The following is a 15095-nucleotide window of genomic DNA, read 5'->3' on the forward strand; positions in this document are numbered from 1 at the left end:
TAGATGGTAGAATCGTTACTGAACTTAGAGCCTAAAAAAAAAACCAGAGGTGTGAATGCGTTGAGTAAGAAACAGGCATTGACCGAATTCCACAGAAGCTCGATCCTGGCGGCGGCGAAGGAGCTGTTCGCGGAGCACGGGATCGAAAAGACGACCATGGATGACATCGCCCGGAAGTCGGAATACAGCAAGGCCACCCTGTACGTCTATTTCCAGAGCAAGGAAGAGATCGTGAACGCGATCCTGCTGAGCAACATGAAGCTCCTGCAGAAGAAGATCCAGACCGCGATCGACACCAACGCCAACTGGTTCCACGCCTACGACGCGATCTGCGCCGCCATCTTCCACTTTTACAGCGAGAACCCCGCCGCCTACGAGGTCGTGGGGAGCGACGGCATCATCGATCTGAACGGGGCCAAGCTGGACGAGACCATCCAGGAGATCGTCAAGGAGAACGACGCCACCGACAAGCTCCTGGAGGACTTCCTCCGGAAGGGCGCGGCCGAGGGCATCGTCCGCATCGGCCTGTCTCCGGCGGAGATCGTGGTGCAGTTCTGGGCCATGCTCTCCGGTCTGGTGCAGATGGCCGACAGCAAGAGCAACTATCTGGCCCACTGCCTGAAGATCGAGCGGGAGGAGTTCCTGCATCACGGCGCCCGGATGCTCCTGGACGCCATCACCAAGGGACGTACCGTGGAGTAACAGAAGATCGGAATGAAAAGCGAGCCTGCCGCCATCCTTTGGCGGCAGGCTCGCTCAGACTGTCAAAAAAGTGATTTCTCACGTTGAACGATGCAAGAGCCTCGCAGAGTTCCGTCACCCGCAGGTGACGGAATCAGATGTAAGGCGTTTTTTCTGAGGACATGTGCCTCAGAAAAAACTCTTCTCAGGCCGCAACCATGCGAGCGCAGCGAGTGCGCGCGGCGGCCTGCATCTCATCGAAGAAATGCTTGCATTTCTGAGAAGCGTGTCGAACTTTTTCGACACGCTGAGCGAGCCTGCCGCCATCCTTTGGCGGCAGGCTCGCTTTCGTTCGTTCGGTCCAAAGCTCACTCGATCGGCCGGATATAGAAGTTCCCGAGGACCTCGTGGGAGTCCATGACGTTGACGAAGGTGCCGGGCATATGCTGGTCGATGTAGAGGCTGATCTTGCGGATATCGCTGTCCGAGAGGACAGTGTAGACCACATAGCGGTGCTTCTTGGTGTAGGCGCCCTCGCCGGGCCAGACGGTGGCGGAGTGGTTGGCGATCCGGATCAGGGCGTCGGTGAGCTGCTCCGGGTCGTCGGTGACGATGAAGAGGGTCTTTTTCTTATAGCGCTTGTAGCCCGCGTTGATGACCTGCGTATAGCAGAACTGGTAGATGATGGAGTAGAGGGCCTTGTCCATGCCGAACTGCCAGCCGTAGATCAGGATGATGGCGGCGCTGAAGTAGAGCATATAGTTGAAGGAATTAGCGTTCTTGAACTTGGCGGCCATGGACATGGCGATGAAGTCGGTGCCGCCGCTGCTGGCTCCGCTGTTCAGCACCAGTACGATGCCCACGCCGCCGAAGATCGCGCCGAACACCGCGATCAGCAAAGGGTCGTCCACGATCTCGTACTTGGGCAGGACGTCCACCAGCACCGAGGACAGGAAGATGCTGAAGAAGGACAGGACCGTGAAGCGCCGGCCCACATAGTGGAAGGCGATGAAGGCGGGGATCAGGTTGAAGCCCACGTTGAGCACCGAGAAGGGCAGCTCGATGTGGAACCAGCGCTGGAACAGGGACTGGATCAGGATCGACAGGCCGGAGAAGCCGCCGGGGACCAGATCGCCCGCAGTGATGAAGGTGTTCATGTTCAGGGCGAAGATGACGCTGCCCGCCAGGAGCATGGCCAGCTTCCCGGCCTGACGGACCAGCTCGTGCTGTTTCAGTTTCATCATAAAGACCTCCGTCGTTATTCTTGGATCGCAGCCAGGAACTGCTTGCCGTACTGGGCCAGCTTGTGGCTGCCCACGCCGGGGACCCGCTCCATCTCCGACAGGGTGGCGGGGCGGCGGGCGGCCATCTCCCGCAGGGTCTTGTCGGTGAAGATGACGTAGGCGGGCAGGCTCTTCTTGCGGGCCAGCTCCGCTCGGAGGGCCCGCAGGCGCTGGAACAGGGCCTCGTCCGCCGGGTCGCCCAGATGGACCGGGGCGGGCGGGGCCTTGGGGGCGCTCCTGGGCCGCTGGGGCCTCATGCGCATGGTGAAGCCGGACGGGGCGGCCCGGAGCTCCTGGGCCCGGGGGCCCTCCACGATGAGGGGGTAGTCCCCCTCGGTGACGGCCAGACAGCCCTCCTCCACCAGATGGCGGATCATGTCCTTCACCTGCGGCGGCCGGCGGTGGGCCAGGGCCCCGAAGGACCGGCACCGGTCCAGGTCCCAGCGGAGGGTCCGCTCGTTCTCCTTCCCGCAGAGCAGATCGGCGAGGGTGGCCGCGCCGAAGCGGCCCCGGCACTCCTCCACGGCCCCCAGGATGGCCTGGGCCTCTTTGGTGATGTCCACGTCCTGCCACCCGGCGTCGCAGTTGGAGCAGTGGCCGCAGGGGCCGGGGGGCGGCGTCTCCCCGAAGTAGCGGAGGATGAAGTGCCGCAGACAGTCCGTGGTAGTGGAGTAGTAGGTCATGGTGCGCAGACGGTCCAGCTGCCGCTGGCGGAGGGCGGAGACGGTCTCATCGTCCACGTCGGCGGGGGCCTGGGACTGCTCGATCAGGAAGCGGCCCGTCACCACGTCCCGGCCGCTGTACAGCAGGACGCAGTCGGCGGGACTGCCGTCCCGGCCCGCCCGGCCCGCCTCCTGATAGTAGCCCTCCAGGTCCAGCGGCATATTGTAGTGGACCACATAGCGCACGTTGGACTTGTCGATGCCCATGCCGAAGGCGTTGGTGGCCACCATGACGGTGGACTCGTCGGCGGCGAAGGCGTCCTGGGCGGCCAGACGCTCCTCCGGCGTCAGGCCCGCGTGGTAGCGGGCGGCGGCGATGCCGTGTTCCTGCAAAAAGGCGCAGACCTCCTCCACGTTCTTCCGGGTGGAGCAGTAGACCACGCCGCTCTCATCCCGCCGCCGCAGGAGGATGGAGAGGAGCTCGTCCTTCTTGTTCTGGGGGCGGCGCACCTCGAAGTACAGGTTCTTCCGGTCGAAGCCGGTGGTGGTGAGCACCGGGTCCCGGAGCTGGAGCTTTTGGAGGATGTCCTCCCGGACCTCCGGCGTGGCGGTGGCGGTGAAGGCCCCCAGCGGCGGCCGGGTGGGGAGGGAGTCCAAAAACGCCGGGATCTTCAGGTAGCTGGGCCGGAAATCCGTGCCCCACTGGGAGACGCAGTGGGCCTCGTCCACCGCCACCAGCGAGATCTGAGCTTTTTGGGCGAAACGGAGGAAGCCGGGGCTCTCCAGCCGCTCCGGGGCCACATAGATGATCTTATATCGGCCCTGCCAGGCCCGCTCCAGAGCCAGAGCGTACTGCCGTTCCGTCAGGGAGCGGTTCAGATAGGCCGCCGGGATGCCCGCCTGCACCAGGCTCCCCACCTGGTCCTTCATCAGGGAGATCAGAGGCGAGATCACCAGCGCCACCCCGGGCAGCATGATGGACGGGAGCTGGAAGCACAGGGACTTGCCCGCGCCGGTGGGCATGATGGACAGCACGTCCTTCCCGTCCAGCAGAGCGTCCACCGCCCGCTCCTGTCCCGGCAGGAAGCCGCTGTATCCGAAATAGGACTGGAGCATCTCCGATTTATAGGACATAGCAGGACCTCCTGTCATCGAGATCGGTCGAGAGTGGGATGGATCGTATCGTTAGGGGACGGCATCAGGACCGGATCGGAGCGCAGAGACAGACGTCCCGCTCAACGATCCCTCGGGTCCGGATCTCCGTCCAGGGCGGTGAAGAGGTCGTAGAAGGGCCGCAGGAAGGAATAGCCCTCCACCAGCTTGTCGGCCAGGTCATGAGAATAGAGGATGGGCCCCAGCTTCTCCCGGTGCTCCAGGACGGGGCTCTTCCGGTCATACCAGGGCTGGAGGAGGGGAGAGGGCGCCGTGCCCTTGGGGCGCTTGTAGGTCTCGCCGCCCAGCGTGAACTCCTCCTGCCGCTCCAGCCGCCGGGCCAGCCGTTCGAAGTCCTTGGGCGCCCGGTCGATCCGGGCCCGGAGCCTTGCCATGGTCAGAGGCGTGGCGGACCAGTAGCCCAGCCCATAGGACCAGCCCTCCGGAGCCAGCTCGAACCAGAACACCGGTCGGGCGGAGAAGCGGTCCTCCCCGGGCCGCTCCAGCGAGAGCCACAGATGGTCCTTGTAGGGCCCCCGCCCGTAGAGCCGACGGGCGTCCCGGTAGATCCGCGAGACCTTCCAGCACAGGCCGGGGACGGCGTGCTCCGCCTGGAAGCGGTCATAGACCTCGTTGGCCAGCTCCTTCATGGGCTGGTAGAAGTGGGTGAGATACTCAGCCTTATGGGCCTCGAACCAGGGGCGCTCGTTGTTGAAGCGGATGCCCCACATGAAGTCCACAGTGGCGTTGGAAAAGCCTTGGAACACGGTGATATCCTCCTTCGGGGAAACGGGATCGGGAAAAGGGAGACGGCCCCCGGAGGGACCGTCTCGAAGATGCGGACGGACGATAGGGATCCAAGCCCTCCCATCAGACGTTATTGTGCCTCCGGGGGCAGGACCGGCGTATCCGGGGCCGTGGAGGCCGCCGGAGCGGGCGCCGGTGTGGCAGTCGGGGTAGGAGCGGGAGCGGCTGTCGGCGTTGGGGCCGGCGCGTGGGTGGGCGCGGCCGTGGGATCGGCCGTAGGATGCGTGGAGGGTGCCGGCGTGGCGGTGGGCTGAGCGGAGGCGCTGGCGGCGGGGGAAGGCGTGGCCGCCGTGGGGGTCTTGGTCATGAGACCGGTGGAGGTGTCGATGCCCAGCCGGCCGGCGTCCGCGGGATTGTAGAAGTATACTGCGTTCCGGGCGCTGAATTTGTCGGTGTGGATCACGGTGTCACTGACGGTCTTGCCGCTGGCGTCCACCAGACGCTGATGGACCTCCACCACCTTGCCGGTGTAGGCGGTGCGGGTGGAGTCCTTCTGAGGCTTGGAGCCCTGCGGCACGGAGCTGTTGGGCTCGTAGACCGTCTTGGGGGCGGTGGTGCCCACCACGACGGAGTAGGGCTCACCATGGATGCCGGTGGTGTTGGTGCCATAGATGGTCACGTTGCACCAGCGCTTTCCGCCGCTCTGGGTGAGAGAGGCGGCGATCTTCACCGGGTAATCCGTGTCGTTCTGGAACTTGAAGTCCAGACTGTCGCCGTAGACGGTGGCATCCATGCCGGAGGGCATATAGCCCACGTCGTACTTGTGCTTGGTGCGCTCCACGGTCTTGAGGTCCGCCTTGAGGGTGGTGTAGTAGATCGTAGAGGAGAGCTGGCATATGCCGCCGGCCCAGGTGTCCTGAGTGGTGCCGCTCACATAGGCGCCGGCCTTCCGGAAGCCGCCGGCCTGAGAGTAGGGCCCCACGGTGGCGTTGTAGGAGAAGGTCTCGCCGGGGAGGAGGATCGTGCCGTTGACCCGCTCGCAGGCCAAGCCCACGTTGTGCCAGCGGTTGGAGCCGCCGGCGGTCTTAGTGGAGGACTGGCCCAGTACGTCCTTGAAGAGGTTCGCGTTGAGCTTGGCGGTGGTGATCTCCGGCTCGGTCAGGGACAGGGACAGGGAGCAGGTCTCGCCCTCCGCGGTCTGGGCGAGAGCGGCCTTGGCGTCCGCGGGGTCGAAGCTGACGCCGGTGACGGAGGAGACCACCTGCTTGGTCTTTTTGTCCAGATAGGCGTCGGCGGGCTCGGTGTGGACCTGCTGATACATGGCGTCATAGTCCGGGTCCGGTGGGGCCTCCGTGATGACGGGCACGTCGAAGGAGGCGGCAGAGGTCTCGCCCTTGCGGAGCATCTCGTCGAACTCGCCGATCAACGTATCCTCCAGGGCGGCCACGTCGATGGCCTGACCGGTGGTGCCCTTGGTGAGCTTCAGTGTGGAGCCCTCCACGGACCAGGTGGTCTCCACCATGGGATCGGTGATGTGCGCCTCCGCCTCGGTGACGGCAGAGGGGGTCTGGGGGAAGGAGATGGCGGCATCGCCGTCCGTCCCCTGTCCGAAGAGGGCGGCCAGATAGCGGACGCCCGCCCCGATGCCCTTGGCCCCATGCCCGGCGGCATCCTTGAGCGCGGCGTCCGCGTCGGCGGAGACCTCCGCGCCAGTGACCGTGAAGGTCTGCCCGCCGCAGGTGAAGCCGGCGGAGAGCTGGGCCAGCTTGCCGGGGAGCTCCCGCTCCAGCTTCTGCGCGGCTTCGTCCTGTGTCAGTCCGCCCACATCCACGCCGCTGATGGTGGTGTTGGGGAGGAGCTTCCCGCTGGACGAGACCGCGTAGGAGAAGCCGCCGTATCCGGCGGCCGCCGCGATCAGGACCACCGCCGCGATGATGGGGGCCTTGCCGCCCTTCCGGGCATTCTTCTCCTGGCGCTTCCCGCGCTCCGAAGAGGGAGCGGTCCGTTTGCCTTGCTGTCGTTCCATGTAAGATCAACTCCAAATATGAGGTAAAAACGAAACACTTCTCTATATTATAGGAGGCTGAGAAGGAAAATGCAATTACAGAACGGTAACATCGGAGCGTCCGGATAGGATATCGCCCCACAGGGCGGGGTGATGTGTCCTCGCTTGCGCAGCCGTTGGCTACTTTTTCCCGCCGCGGGCGGGGACGGGGGATGCGCTCGCCGCGCGGGCCGCCTGCTCGGCGGGAGCCCCTTTTCTTTTTCTCACGTGAGAAAAAGAAAAGGGGGAAAGAAAAAGAACGCCAGAGGGGGCGGACCTCCCCTCTGGACACCCCCTATGCGCTCGTTCTCTACCTAATGTATAGGGGCGCCCTCTGTGGTCGTCCCTTCGTCCGGCAGTCGCGCGGAGCGCACGACAGAGAGCCTGCTGAAGGGCGTCGGGGACGCCGCCCCTACGATGGTCTGGATATACAAAGCGTCCCCGTCCGATCCAGCCTTTCGAAGTGGCGGACCGCCTCCGATGACATTAATAGAATTTTCATCCCTCCCGTCTGAAAAATATGATACAATGGTATGGACCGGGGACGGAGGCGTCTCCGGCACCGATCAATGACGAGCAGGGAGGTCCCCGATATGGCGGATCATAAGAACGATATGGACAACAACAACGAAGTGGTCTCCTGGATCATCATCGTGGCCGCGCTGGCATTCTTTTGGCCCATCGGTCTGGTGCTCCTGTTCCGCAAGCTCTCCGGGGGCGGCGGGAAGAGCATCGTCAGCCGCTCCGTGACCACCACGCGGACCACCTCCAGCCGGATCGGCACGGCGGAGCCCGGCACCCAGGGGGTCTATGAGAGCCAGACGGTCCGGGAACGGACCGTCCGCCGCCGGACGGAGGCCGGACCGGCCCCTGCGGCCCGCACGGTCCGCCGCCGCACGCCGGCGGAACCAAAGAGCCTGAGCCTCAAGCGGGGCCGGAGCATGATGATCGCCGGCGGCGTCTTCACGGGCGTCAGCGCGGTCGCTGTGCTGGGCACGGTCTTCGAGATCATCGACAGCATCCTCTACGGCTGGTTCTCCTTCCGCGACATCGGGGAGCTCTTCGTCCCGGCGGGGATGTGCGGCGTGGGGCTGGTGCTCCTGACCGTGGGTCTGCGGGAAAACCGGCGGAGCAAACGCTTCCGCAAGTATCTGGCCCTGATCGGCCGGCAGGAGTCCGTGCCGGTGGAGCGGCTGGCGCAGGCCATGCCCGTGTCCGTCCATACGGCCTGCGCCGACCTTCAGGAGATGCTGGACGAGGGGCTCTTCCCCACGGGCTTCCTGGACATGGCCCAGGGCCGCCTGATCCTCAGCGGCGAGGGCATCCGGGTGGAGGCCCCGGTCACGAAGAAGCCCGGCCCGGTCCCCGCGCAGGACGAGGACGAGCGCACGCTGGCCCGGATCCGGGCGGTGAACGACGCCATCGAGGACCCGGTCATGAGCGCCAAGATCGACCGGATCGAGGAGATCACCCGCAAGATCTTCGCCTACCAGAAGAAGGAGCCGGAGAAGGGGGGCCAGCTCCGCACCTTCCTGAACTACTATCTCCCCACCACCCTGAAGATCCTGGATTCCTACGCCCAGCTGGAGGAGCAGGGCGTGGAGGGCGAGAACATCACCACCGCCAAGGCCCGGATCGAGGGCATGATGGACAAGGTGGTGGAGGGCTTCGAGAAACAGCTCGACAAGCTCTTCGAGGACACCGCCATGGACATCACCACTGATGTGAAGGTGTTGGAGCAGATGCTGGAGAAGGACGGCCTCTCCGGCGGCCCGGGCGGTATGACGCTGGGCCTCTGAGGACGAGACGAAAATGGAGCCTGACGGGCGCCAGAGGGCGGCCTGTCAGGCTCCTGATCTATTTTGGGAGGCGCTCTATCACGCCTCGATGGCGGAGATCAGGTCCACCCGGCGCTGATGGCGGCCACCCTCGAACTCCGTGTTGAGGAAGGTCTCCACGATGCGGTCGGCCATGTTGGGGCCGATCATGCCGCCGCCGATGGCCAGCATGTTGGCGTCGTTGTGGCGGCGGGTCATCTCGGCGGAGAGGGGCTCGGAGCACAGGGCACAGCGGATGCCCTTCACCTTGTTGGCGGTGATGGAGATGCCGATGCCGGTGGTGCAGACCACGATGCCGCGCTCACAGGCGCCGGAGGCCACAGCCTCCGCGGCGGCCCTGCCGTAGACGGGGTAGTCCACGCTCTCGGTGGAATAGCAGCCGCAGTCCTGTACCTCATAGCCGTGGGACTCCAGCCAGCTCTTGATGTGCTCCTTCATGGCGAACCCGCCATGGTCGCAGCCCAGAGAGATCTTCATGTTTTTTCCTCCTCTTGATCCATGAAAAATATATCAGAACGCCCCGCCCGTCCGGACGGGACGGTCCTCACAGAGCCATCTGTGTAGGGATGTGCTTGTCGTAGACGGTCACATAGCGGAAGCCCGTGTCCCGCAGGAGGGCATAGGCCTCGGGGAGGCCCAGGCCCACCCGCTCGGGATAGTGGGCGTCGGAGCCCACGGTGATCAGCTCGCCGCCGCAGTCCCGGTAGCGCTCCAGGATGGGCCGCCAGGGCTCGATCGTCTTGCCGCAGTAGGTGTTCAGCTCGATGCCCCGGCCGGTCTCCACCACCCGGCGGAGGACCGTGTCGATGGCGTCCTGATACCGGTCCAGCCGGATCTCCGGGGGCATATAGCGCAGGGGGTAGATGATGTGCCCCAGGATGTCGTAGGTCTCCGGGAGCTCCACCAGACGGAGCATGGAGGCGAAGTAGTCGTCCAGCGCCGCGTAGCAGGTCTCGGGACGGTCATAGGACAGGAAATAGAAGTCCTCGCCGCCCTGCTCAGGGCTCATGTTGTGGAGGGAGCCGATCACGAAGTCCAGCTCCGGCTGGGAGAGCATCCTCCGGGCATAGTCCGGGTCGAAGGGGGCGCTGCCGTACTCGATGCCGAACCGGAGGACCAGCTTGTCCCGGAAGGCCGGGAGAGCGGCGCGGAACTGCTCCAGAGCGGGGCCCCAGTCATAGTCCGGGGCGATGCCGCCGTGCTCCATGATCCGGTCGTAGTGGTCGGTGACGCAGAGCTGGGACAGGCCCGCCGCGACGGCGGCCTCCGCCATCGCGGACAGAGGCGCGTTGCCGTCCGGGGAGAGGAGGGTGTGGGTGTGGTAGTCGATATAGTACATAGGACACGCTCCTTTTCTGTCAGAAGGGCCAGGAGGGGAACCACTGGAGGGACCAGGTGGTGTACCAGCGGGGGACCATCAGGCCGATGAGGACGGGATAGAAGGCGGCATACAGCACCACGGCCCCCGCCGTCATGGCGCAGACGCCCCGCCGCATCCAGGGCAGGCCCATCTCCAGGAGCTGATCGCACACATAGGCCAGGGCGATGCACAGGAAGAGGATGGAGGGGAAGTAGTGGTACTCGAAGGTGGTCCGCCCGATCAGGAGCCAGGGCCCGAACTGGGAGAGATAGCCCACCAGCAGGAACAGGGCCCGCCCGTCAGCCCTGGGGACGGTCCGGGAGAGGAAGAGGCCGAGGGCCAGATAGAGGCCCAGGCCCAGCACCAGCAGGGCCCCGTTCCGGGCCAGGACCGCCGGCTCCAGCGCCGGGTCGAAGATCTGGTCCACCTCCACCAGCGCGGCGGCCATGGCCCCGGCGGAGAGGAGGAAGAACAGGAACTTGGACCGGGGACGCCGGAAGGCCTGGGCGGCACAGCTCAGCAGGGCCAGCAGTCCGCCCCAGCACACCACGGGGTCAGAGAAGGCGGCGAAGGCCGACTTGGAGCCGGGCACCGAGGTGCTGTCCAGATAGTACAGGATGGGCCGGGCGTCCGTCACCCACTGGAACCAGCGGGAGGAGTAGGGGTGGCTGTCGTGGACGCCCTCGTGGTAGGAGAGCATATACTGCTGGTTCCGCCACATCTCCGCGATGGTGTTGGAGAGGGAGCCGTCCCCGGCCGCGGCGGCGTAAGGCCAGTAGGACAGGGTGTAGATGCAGGCGGGCATCACCACGAAGCACAGCACCGAGAAGGCCAGCGTGGCCGCCAGCCAGGGGCCCAGGGCCGTCCGGGCGCCGTCCTTGTCCCGGGGCCAGTCCCGGAGCTTCTGGTACAGGCCGATGAAGTAGAGGGCCGCCAGGCCCAGTCCGCCGTAGATCACGGTCCATTTGCTGGCCGCGCCGATGCCCCAGAACAGGCCGGACAGGAACAGCCAGGGCGCGCCCTTCCGGAAGGGCGTCCCGGCGGGAAGGACCAGATACCGGTACAGGAAGTAGTACATGGCCAGGATGAAGAACACCGCATAGGTGTCGATGGTGGCGATCCGGGTCTGGGTCAGGTGCATGAAGTCGAAGGCGAAGAGGGTGGTGCCGCAGACCGCCGCGGCGGTCCGGCCGAACAGGTTTTTCAGGAACACATAGAGCAGGGGCAGGGAGATCACGCCGAACAGGGTCCCCATGAAGCGCCAGCCGAAGGGCACCATGCCGAAGAGACGGATGCCGATCCCCAGGATCAGCTTGCCCAGCGGCGGGTGGGAGATCTCATAGGGATACACGTCCCGGATGTGCTCATAGGCCGTCCGGGCGTGGTAGATCTCATCGAAATAGGTGGAGTTGGTCCAGTCGGGCCGGTCCGGCACGGTGTCGGACTCGTCGAAGAGGGCGGCAGCAGTGCCGGGATCGTCCGGGACGACCTGGACCCCGTCCGCGTCGTACAGGGCCAGCTCTCCCAGCTCGAAGGGGTCCTTGGCGGTCTTGGACGTGATCCGGAGATACCGGACCTCCACCGGGTTCTCCGGCTGGATCTCCAGCCACTTGAACAGGTCGGCGTAGTGCTGGGGCATGGCATAGCTGGGGTCGTAGCCCTCCGCGTCGGCCCAGTAGCAGATCGTGTTCCCGGACTCGTCCTCCCGGGTCCAGAGGGTGGACCAGCGCTGGCCGTCGGGGGAGACCTCCACGTTATAGTCCCCGGTGCCCAGACCGGTGTAGTACATGAGGCGGCCGATCACCACGGGCTGGGAGAAGGAGGCCTCCACCGTGTCGCCGGTGCCGGAGAAGCTCTGGAAGGACTGGGGGTCCGTGAAGGAGCCCAGCCGGAAAAAGGCGGTGAAGGCATACAGCGCCGTCACCAGCAGGACGGGCAGGACATCTGACCGCTCCATAGGGAAGCACTTCCCGGCGAAGGACAGGGGAGGAGACGGCGGGAGGGAGCCTGTGCCTTCGCGCCCCCGGAGGATGCTCTCATGGACGGAGGCGGGGGACCGGAGGGCCCGCCAGTAGGAGAAGAAGAACACGAGGAGCGCCGTGAGCAGCGCCACTGGGAAGAGCAGCGTGGGCCGGACGGTCTGGAACAAGAGATCCATAGGATACCTCCTGAGAACAAAAAATAGAGGGTGGACGGGATGTCCACCCTCTATTTTATTTCTTCTTCTTCATTTTGTCAAAGAATCCTTTGAGACCTTCCTCCTCGCCCTCGGCGGGGAGCTCGCCCATGGCGCGTCCGAAGGCCCGCAGGGCCTCCTTCTGCTCCCGGTCCAGGCCCCGGGGCACATCTACCGACACGGTGACATATTGGTCGCCCCGTCCCCGTCCGCTGACGGAGGGGATGCCCTTGCCCTTCAGGCGGAAGGTGGCGCCGGGCTGGGTGCCCTCGGGGAGGGTCCACTTGACGTTGCCGTCGATCGTGGGGATCTCCAGCTCCGCGCCCAGCGTGGCCTGGAGGAAGGAGACCTTCTGCTCCAGATAGACGTTCATGCCGTCCCGCTTGAAGCGGGCATGGGGCCGCACGGAGACGCTGATGATCAGGTCGCCGGCGGGGCCGCCGTTCTTGCCCGCGCCGCCCTGGCCGCGCAGGGAGATGGCCTGCCCGTTGTCGATGCCGGCGGGGATCTTGGCGGTGATCTTCCGGGTCTTGCGCACCGCGCCCTCGCCGTGGCAGGTGGAGCAGGGGCTGTGGATGATCTTGCCGGTGCCGTGGCACTTGGGGCAGGAGGTGGTGGTGGCGAAGGAGAAGGCGCCGCCGCCCCGCTGGATGCGGATCGTGCCGGAGCCGTGGCAGTCGGGGCAGATCTCGGCGGTGGTGCCGGGGGCACAGCCGGTGCCCTTGCAGTCGTCGCACGCTTCGCTCCGGGTCAGCTCGATCTGCTTCTCACAGCCGAAGGCGGCCTCCTCGAAGGAGATGGTGATGGCGGCCCGCAGGGTGTCGCCCTTCATGGGGCCGGCCCGGCGGCTCCCGCCGCCGCCCCCGAAGCCGCTGAAGCCGCCTCCAAAGAAGGAGCCGAAGATGTCGCCCAGGTCGATATCGCCGAAGTCGGCGCCGCTGAAGCCGCCGTATCCGCCGCCCGGGTTATAGTTGGGGTCCACGCCCGCATGGCCGAACTGGTCGTACCGGGCCCGCTTCTCCTTGTCGGAGAGGACCTCGTAGGCCTCGTTGACCTCCTTGAACTTGGCCTCGGCCTCCTTGTCGCCGGGGTTCAGGTCGGGGTGGTATTTCTTGGCCAGCTTGCGGTAGGCCTTTTTCAACTCATCGTCCGAGGCGCCCTTGCTGACGCCCAGGACCTCATAATAATCTCGTTTTTGTTCCGGCATTGGTGGTCACCTCTTTACATGGGAAACGGCGGGGCAAGAAGCCCCGCCCCGCCGTCTCGTTTCAGATCACTGCTTGTTGTCGTCGTCCACGACCGTGTAGTCGGCGTCCACCACGTTGGGGTCGGAGCCCGCGCCGGACGCGCCGCCGGCCTGCTGACCGCCGAAGCCCGCGCCGCCCATGTCGGGGCCGGCCTGCGCGCCGCCCTGAGGAGCGGACTGGGCGTACATCTTCTCGGCCACGGGGTAGAAGGCCTTGCTGGCCTCCTCGGTGGCGGCCTTGATGGCCTCCACGTCATTGCCCTTCAGCGCTTCCTTCAGCTTGCTGACGGCGGCCTCGACAGCGGCCTTGTCGTTGGCGTCGATCTTGTCCTTCATCTCGTCCAGGGCCTTCTCGGTCTGGTAGACCACCTGATCGCCCTGATTGCGGACGTCCACCTCTTCCTTGCGCTTGGCGTCCTCGGCGGCGAACTGCTCGGCCTCCTTGACGGCCTTGTCGATGTCCTCCTTGGACATATTGGTGGAGGAGGTGATGGTGATGTGCTGCTCCTTGCCGGTGCCCAGGTCCTTGGCGGAGACGTTCACGATGCCGTTGGCGTCGATATCGAAGGTGACCTCGATCTGAGGCACGCCGCGGCGGGCCGGAGCGATGCCGTCCAGGTTGAAGCGGCCCAGAGTCTTGTTGTACTGCGCCATCTCACGCTCGCCCTGCAGGACGTGGATCTCCACAGAGGTCTGGTTGTCGGCGGCGGTGGTGAAGACCTGGCTCTTCTTCACGGGGATGGTGGTGTTGCGGTCGATCAGCTTGGTCATGACGCCGCCCATGGTCTCCAGACCCAGAGACAGGGGGGTCACGTCCAGCAGGAGCAGGCCCTTCACGTCGCCGGTGAACACGCCGCCCTGGAGGGCCGCGCCCATGGCCACGCACTCATCGGGGTTGATGCCCTTGAAGCCTTCCTTGCCGGTGAGCTTCTTGACCATGTCTTGCACGGCGGGGATACGGCTGGAGCCGCCCACCATCAGGACCTTGTGGATGTCGTTGCCGGAGAGGCCGGCATCGCTCATGGCCTGCTTCACGGGGCCGCTGGTGGCCTCCACCAGATGGGCGGTCAGCTGGTCGAACTTGGCCCGGGTCAGGGTCAGGTCCAGATGCTTGGGGCCGGTGGCGTCGGCGGTGATATAGGGCAGGTTGATGTTGGTGGAGGTCACGCCGGACAGCTCGATCTTGGCCTTCTCAGCGGCCTCCTTCAGGCGCTGCATGGCGACCTTGTCGCCGGACAGGTCGATGCCGGAGTCCTTCTTGAACTCGGCGGCCATCCAGTCCATGACGCACTTGTCGAAGTCGTCACCGCCCAGACGGTTGTTGCCGGCGGTGGCCAGCACCTCGATGACGCCGTCGTCGATGTCCAGGATGGACACATCGAAGGTGCCGCCGCCCAGATCGTAGACCATGACCTTCTGGGACTCTTCCTTATCCACACCGTAGGCTAGAGCGGCGGCGGTGGGCTCGTTGATGATACGCTTCACGTCCAGACCGGCGATCTTGCCGGCATCCTTGGTGGCCTGACGCTGAGCATCGGTGAAGTAGGCGGGGACGGTGATGACGGCCTCGGACACGCTCTCGCCCAGATAGGCCTCGGCGTCCGCCTTCAGCTTCTGGAGGATCATGGCGCTGATCTCCTGGGGAGTGTAGGACTTGCCGTCCACGGTGACCTTGTGGTCGGTGCCCATCTCACGCTTGATGGAGCTGATGGTCCGGTCGGGGTTGGTGATGGCCTGACGCTTGGCCACCTGGCCCACCATGCGCTCGCCGTCCTTGGAGAAGGCCACGACAGAGGGGGTGGTGCGGTTGCCTTCCGCGTTGGGGATGACGACGGCTTCGCCGCCCTCCATGACCGCCACACAAGAGTTCGTCGTACCGAGGTCGATACCAATGATCTTAGACATA

General features: G+C 65.2%; 11 protein-coding genes. 2 read left to right on the forward strand and 9 right to left on the reverse strand.

Translation table 11 applies throughout. The annotated features are described in order from the left end of the window. The first annotated feature begins 60 nt into the window (after window positions 1-60). A complete protein-coding gene (locus KQI12_RS02830) occupies window positions 61-702 on the forward strand; it encodes a TetR/AcrR family transcriptional regulator (protein WP_216570429.1) in 642 nt (213 codons plus the stop codon). Between the two features lie 347 nt (window positions 703-1049). Here the strand turns inward: KQI12_RS02830 and KQI12_RS02835 are convergent, their stop codons facing one another. The 4 genes from KQI12_RS02835 to KQI12_RS02850 all read right to left on the reverse strand — a co-directional run bounded on the left by KQI12_RS02835 (window position 1050) and on the right by KQI12_RS02850 (window position 6551). After that, complete coding sequence (locus KQI12_RS02835; RefSeq protein ID WP_253290778.1) at window positions 1050-1922, reverse strand: YitT family protein; 873 nt, start codon at window positions 1920-1922, stop codon at window positions 1050-1052. Between the two features lie 17 nt (window positions 1923-1939). Continuing rightward, complete coding sequence (recQ, locus tag KQI12_RS02840) at window positions 1940-3760, reverse strand: DNA helicase RecQ (RefSeq protein ID WP_216570431.1); 1821 nt, start codon at window positions 3758-3760, stop codon at window positions 1940-1942. Window positions 3761-3861: 101 nt separating this feature from the next. Continuing rightward, on the reverse strand, window positions 3862-4545 hold the full coding sequence (locus KQI12_RS02845) for a DUF2461 domain-containing protein (protein WP_216570433.1): 684 nt from the start codon (window positions 4543-4545) through the stop codon (window positions 3862-3864). A 110-nt stretch (window positions 4546-4655) separates the two neighbouring features. Further along, a complete protein-coding gene (locus tag KQI12_RS02850; RefSeq protein WP_216570435.1) occupies window positions 4656-6551 on the reverse strand; it encodes a VanW family protein in 1896 nt (631 codons plus the stop codon). Window positions 6552-7162: 611 nt separating this feature from the next. Between KQI12_RS02850 and KQI12_RS02855 the strand changes: the two genes are divergently transcribed. After that, complete coding sequence (locus tag KQI12_RS02855; protein WP_216570436.1) at window positions 7163-8368, forward strand: 5-bromo-4-chloroindolyl phosphate hydrolysis family protein; 1206 nt, start codon at window positions 7163-7165, stop codon at window positions 8366-8368. A 78-nt stretch (window positions 8369-8446) separates the two neighbouring features. Here the strand turns inward: KQI12_RS02855 and rpiB are convergent, their stop codons facing one another. The 5 genes from rpiB to dnaK all read right to left on the reverse strand — a co-directional run bounded on the left by rpiB (window position 8447) and on the right by dnaK (window position 15094). After that, on the reverse strand, window positions 8447-8884 hold the full coding sequence (gene rpiB / locus KQI12_RS02860; RefSeq protein WP_216570438.1) for a ribose 5-phosphate isomerase B: 438 nt from the start codon (window positions 8882-8884) through the stop codon (window positions 8447-8449). A gap of 67 nt (window positions 8885-8951) precedes the next feature. Then, a complete protein-coding gene (locus KQI12_RS02865) occupies window positions 8952-9746 on the reverse strand; it encodes a histidinol-phosphatase HisJ family protein (protein WP_216570440.1) in 795 nt (264 codons plus the stop codon). A gap of 19 nt (window positions 9747-9765) precedes the next feature. Next, window positions 9766-11925, reverse strand: a complete 2160-nt coding sequence (locus KQI12_RS02870; protein ID WP_216570442.1) for a phospholipid carrier-dependent glycosyltransferase — start codon at window positions 11923-11925, stop codon at window positions 9766-9768. A 55-nt stretch (window positions 11926-11980) separates the two neighbouring features. Beyond that, the gene (gene dnaJ / locus KQI12_RS02875) at window positions 11981-13150 is read right to left on the reverse strand and encodes a molecular chaperone DnaJ (protein WP_216570444.1); all 1170 of its coding nucleotides are present in this window, start codon (window positions 13148-13150) and stop codon (window positions 11981-11983) included. A gap of 66 nt (window positions 13151-13216) precedes the next feature. Further along, on the reverse strand, window positions 13217-15094 hold the full coding sequence (gene dnaK, locus KQI12_RS02880) for a molecular chaperone DnaK (protein ID WP_216570445.1): 1878 nt from the start codon (window positions 15092-15094) through the stop codon (window positions 13217-13219). Between the last annotated feature and the right edge of the window lies 1 nt (window position 15095).

This window comes from Pseudoflavonifractor sp. MSJ-37 (genome assembly GCF_018917965.1).
Lineage (GTDB): Bacteria > Bacillota > Clostridia > Oscillospirales > Oscillospiraceae > Pseudoflavonifractor_A.

Coding starts and splice junctions, on each gene's coding strand:
- dnaJ (WP_216570444.1), bottom strand. CDS start 13,150: ATGCCGGAACAAAAACGAGATTATTATGAGGTCCTGGGCGTCAGCAAG.
- rpiB (WP_216570438.1), bottom strand. CDS start 8,884: ATGAAGATCTCTCTGGGCTGCGACCATGGCGGGTTCGCCATGAAGGAG.
- KQI12_RS02865 (WP_216570440.1), bottom strand. CDS start 9,746: ATGTACTATATCGACTACCACACCCACACCCTCCTCTCCCCGGACGGC.
- KQI12_RS02855 (WP_216570436.1), top strand. CDS start 7,163: ATGGCGGATCATAAGAACGATATGGACAACAACAACGAAGTGGTCTCC.
- recQ (WP_216570431.1), bottom strand. CDS start 3,760: ATGTCCTATAAATCGGAGATGCTCCAGTCCTATTTCGGATACAGCGGC.
- KQI12_RS02850 (WP_216570435.1), bottom strand. CDS start 6,551: ATGGAACGACAGCAAGGCAAACGGACCGCTCCCTCTTCGGAGCGCGGG.
- KQI12_RS02870 (WP_216570442.1), bottom strand. CDS start 11,925: ATGGATCTCTTGTTCCAGACCGTCCGGCCCACGCTGCTCTTCCCAGTG.
- dnaK (WP_216570445.1), bottom strand. CDS start 15,094: ATGTCTAAGATCATTGGTATCGACCTCGGTACGACGAACTCTTGTGTG.
- KQI12_RS02835 (WP_253290778.1), bottom strand. CDS start 1,922: ATGAAACTGAAACAGCACGAGCTGGTCCGTCAGGCCGGGAAGCTGGCC.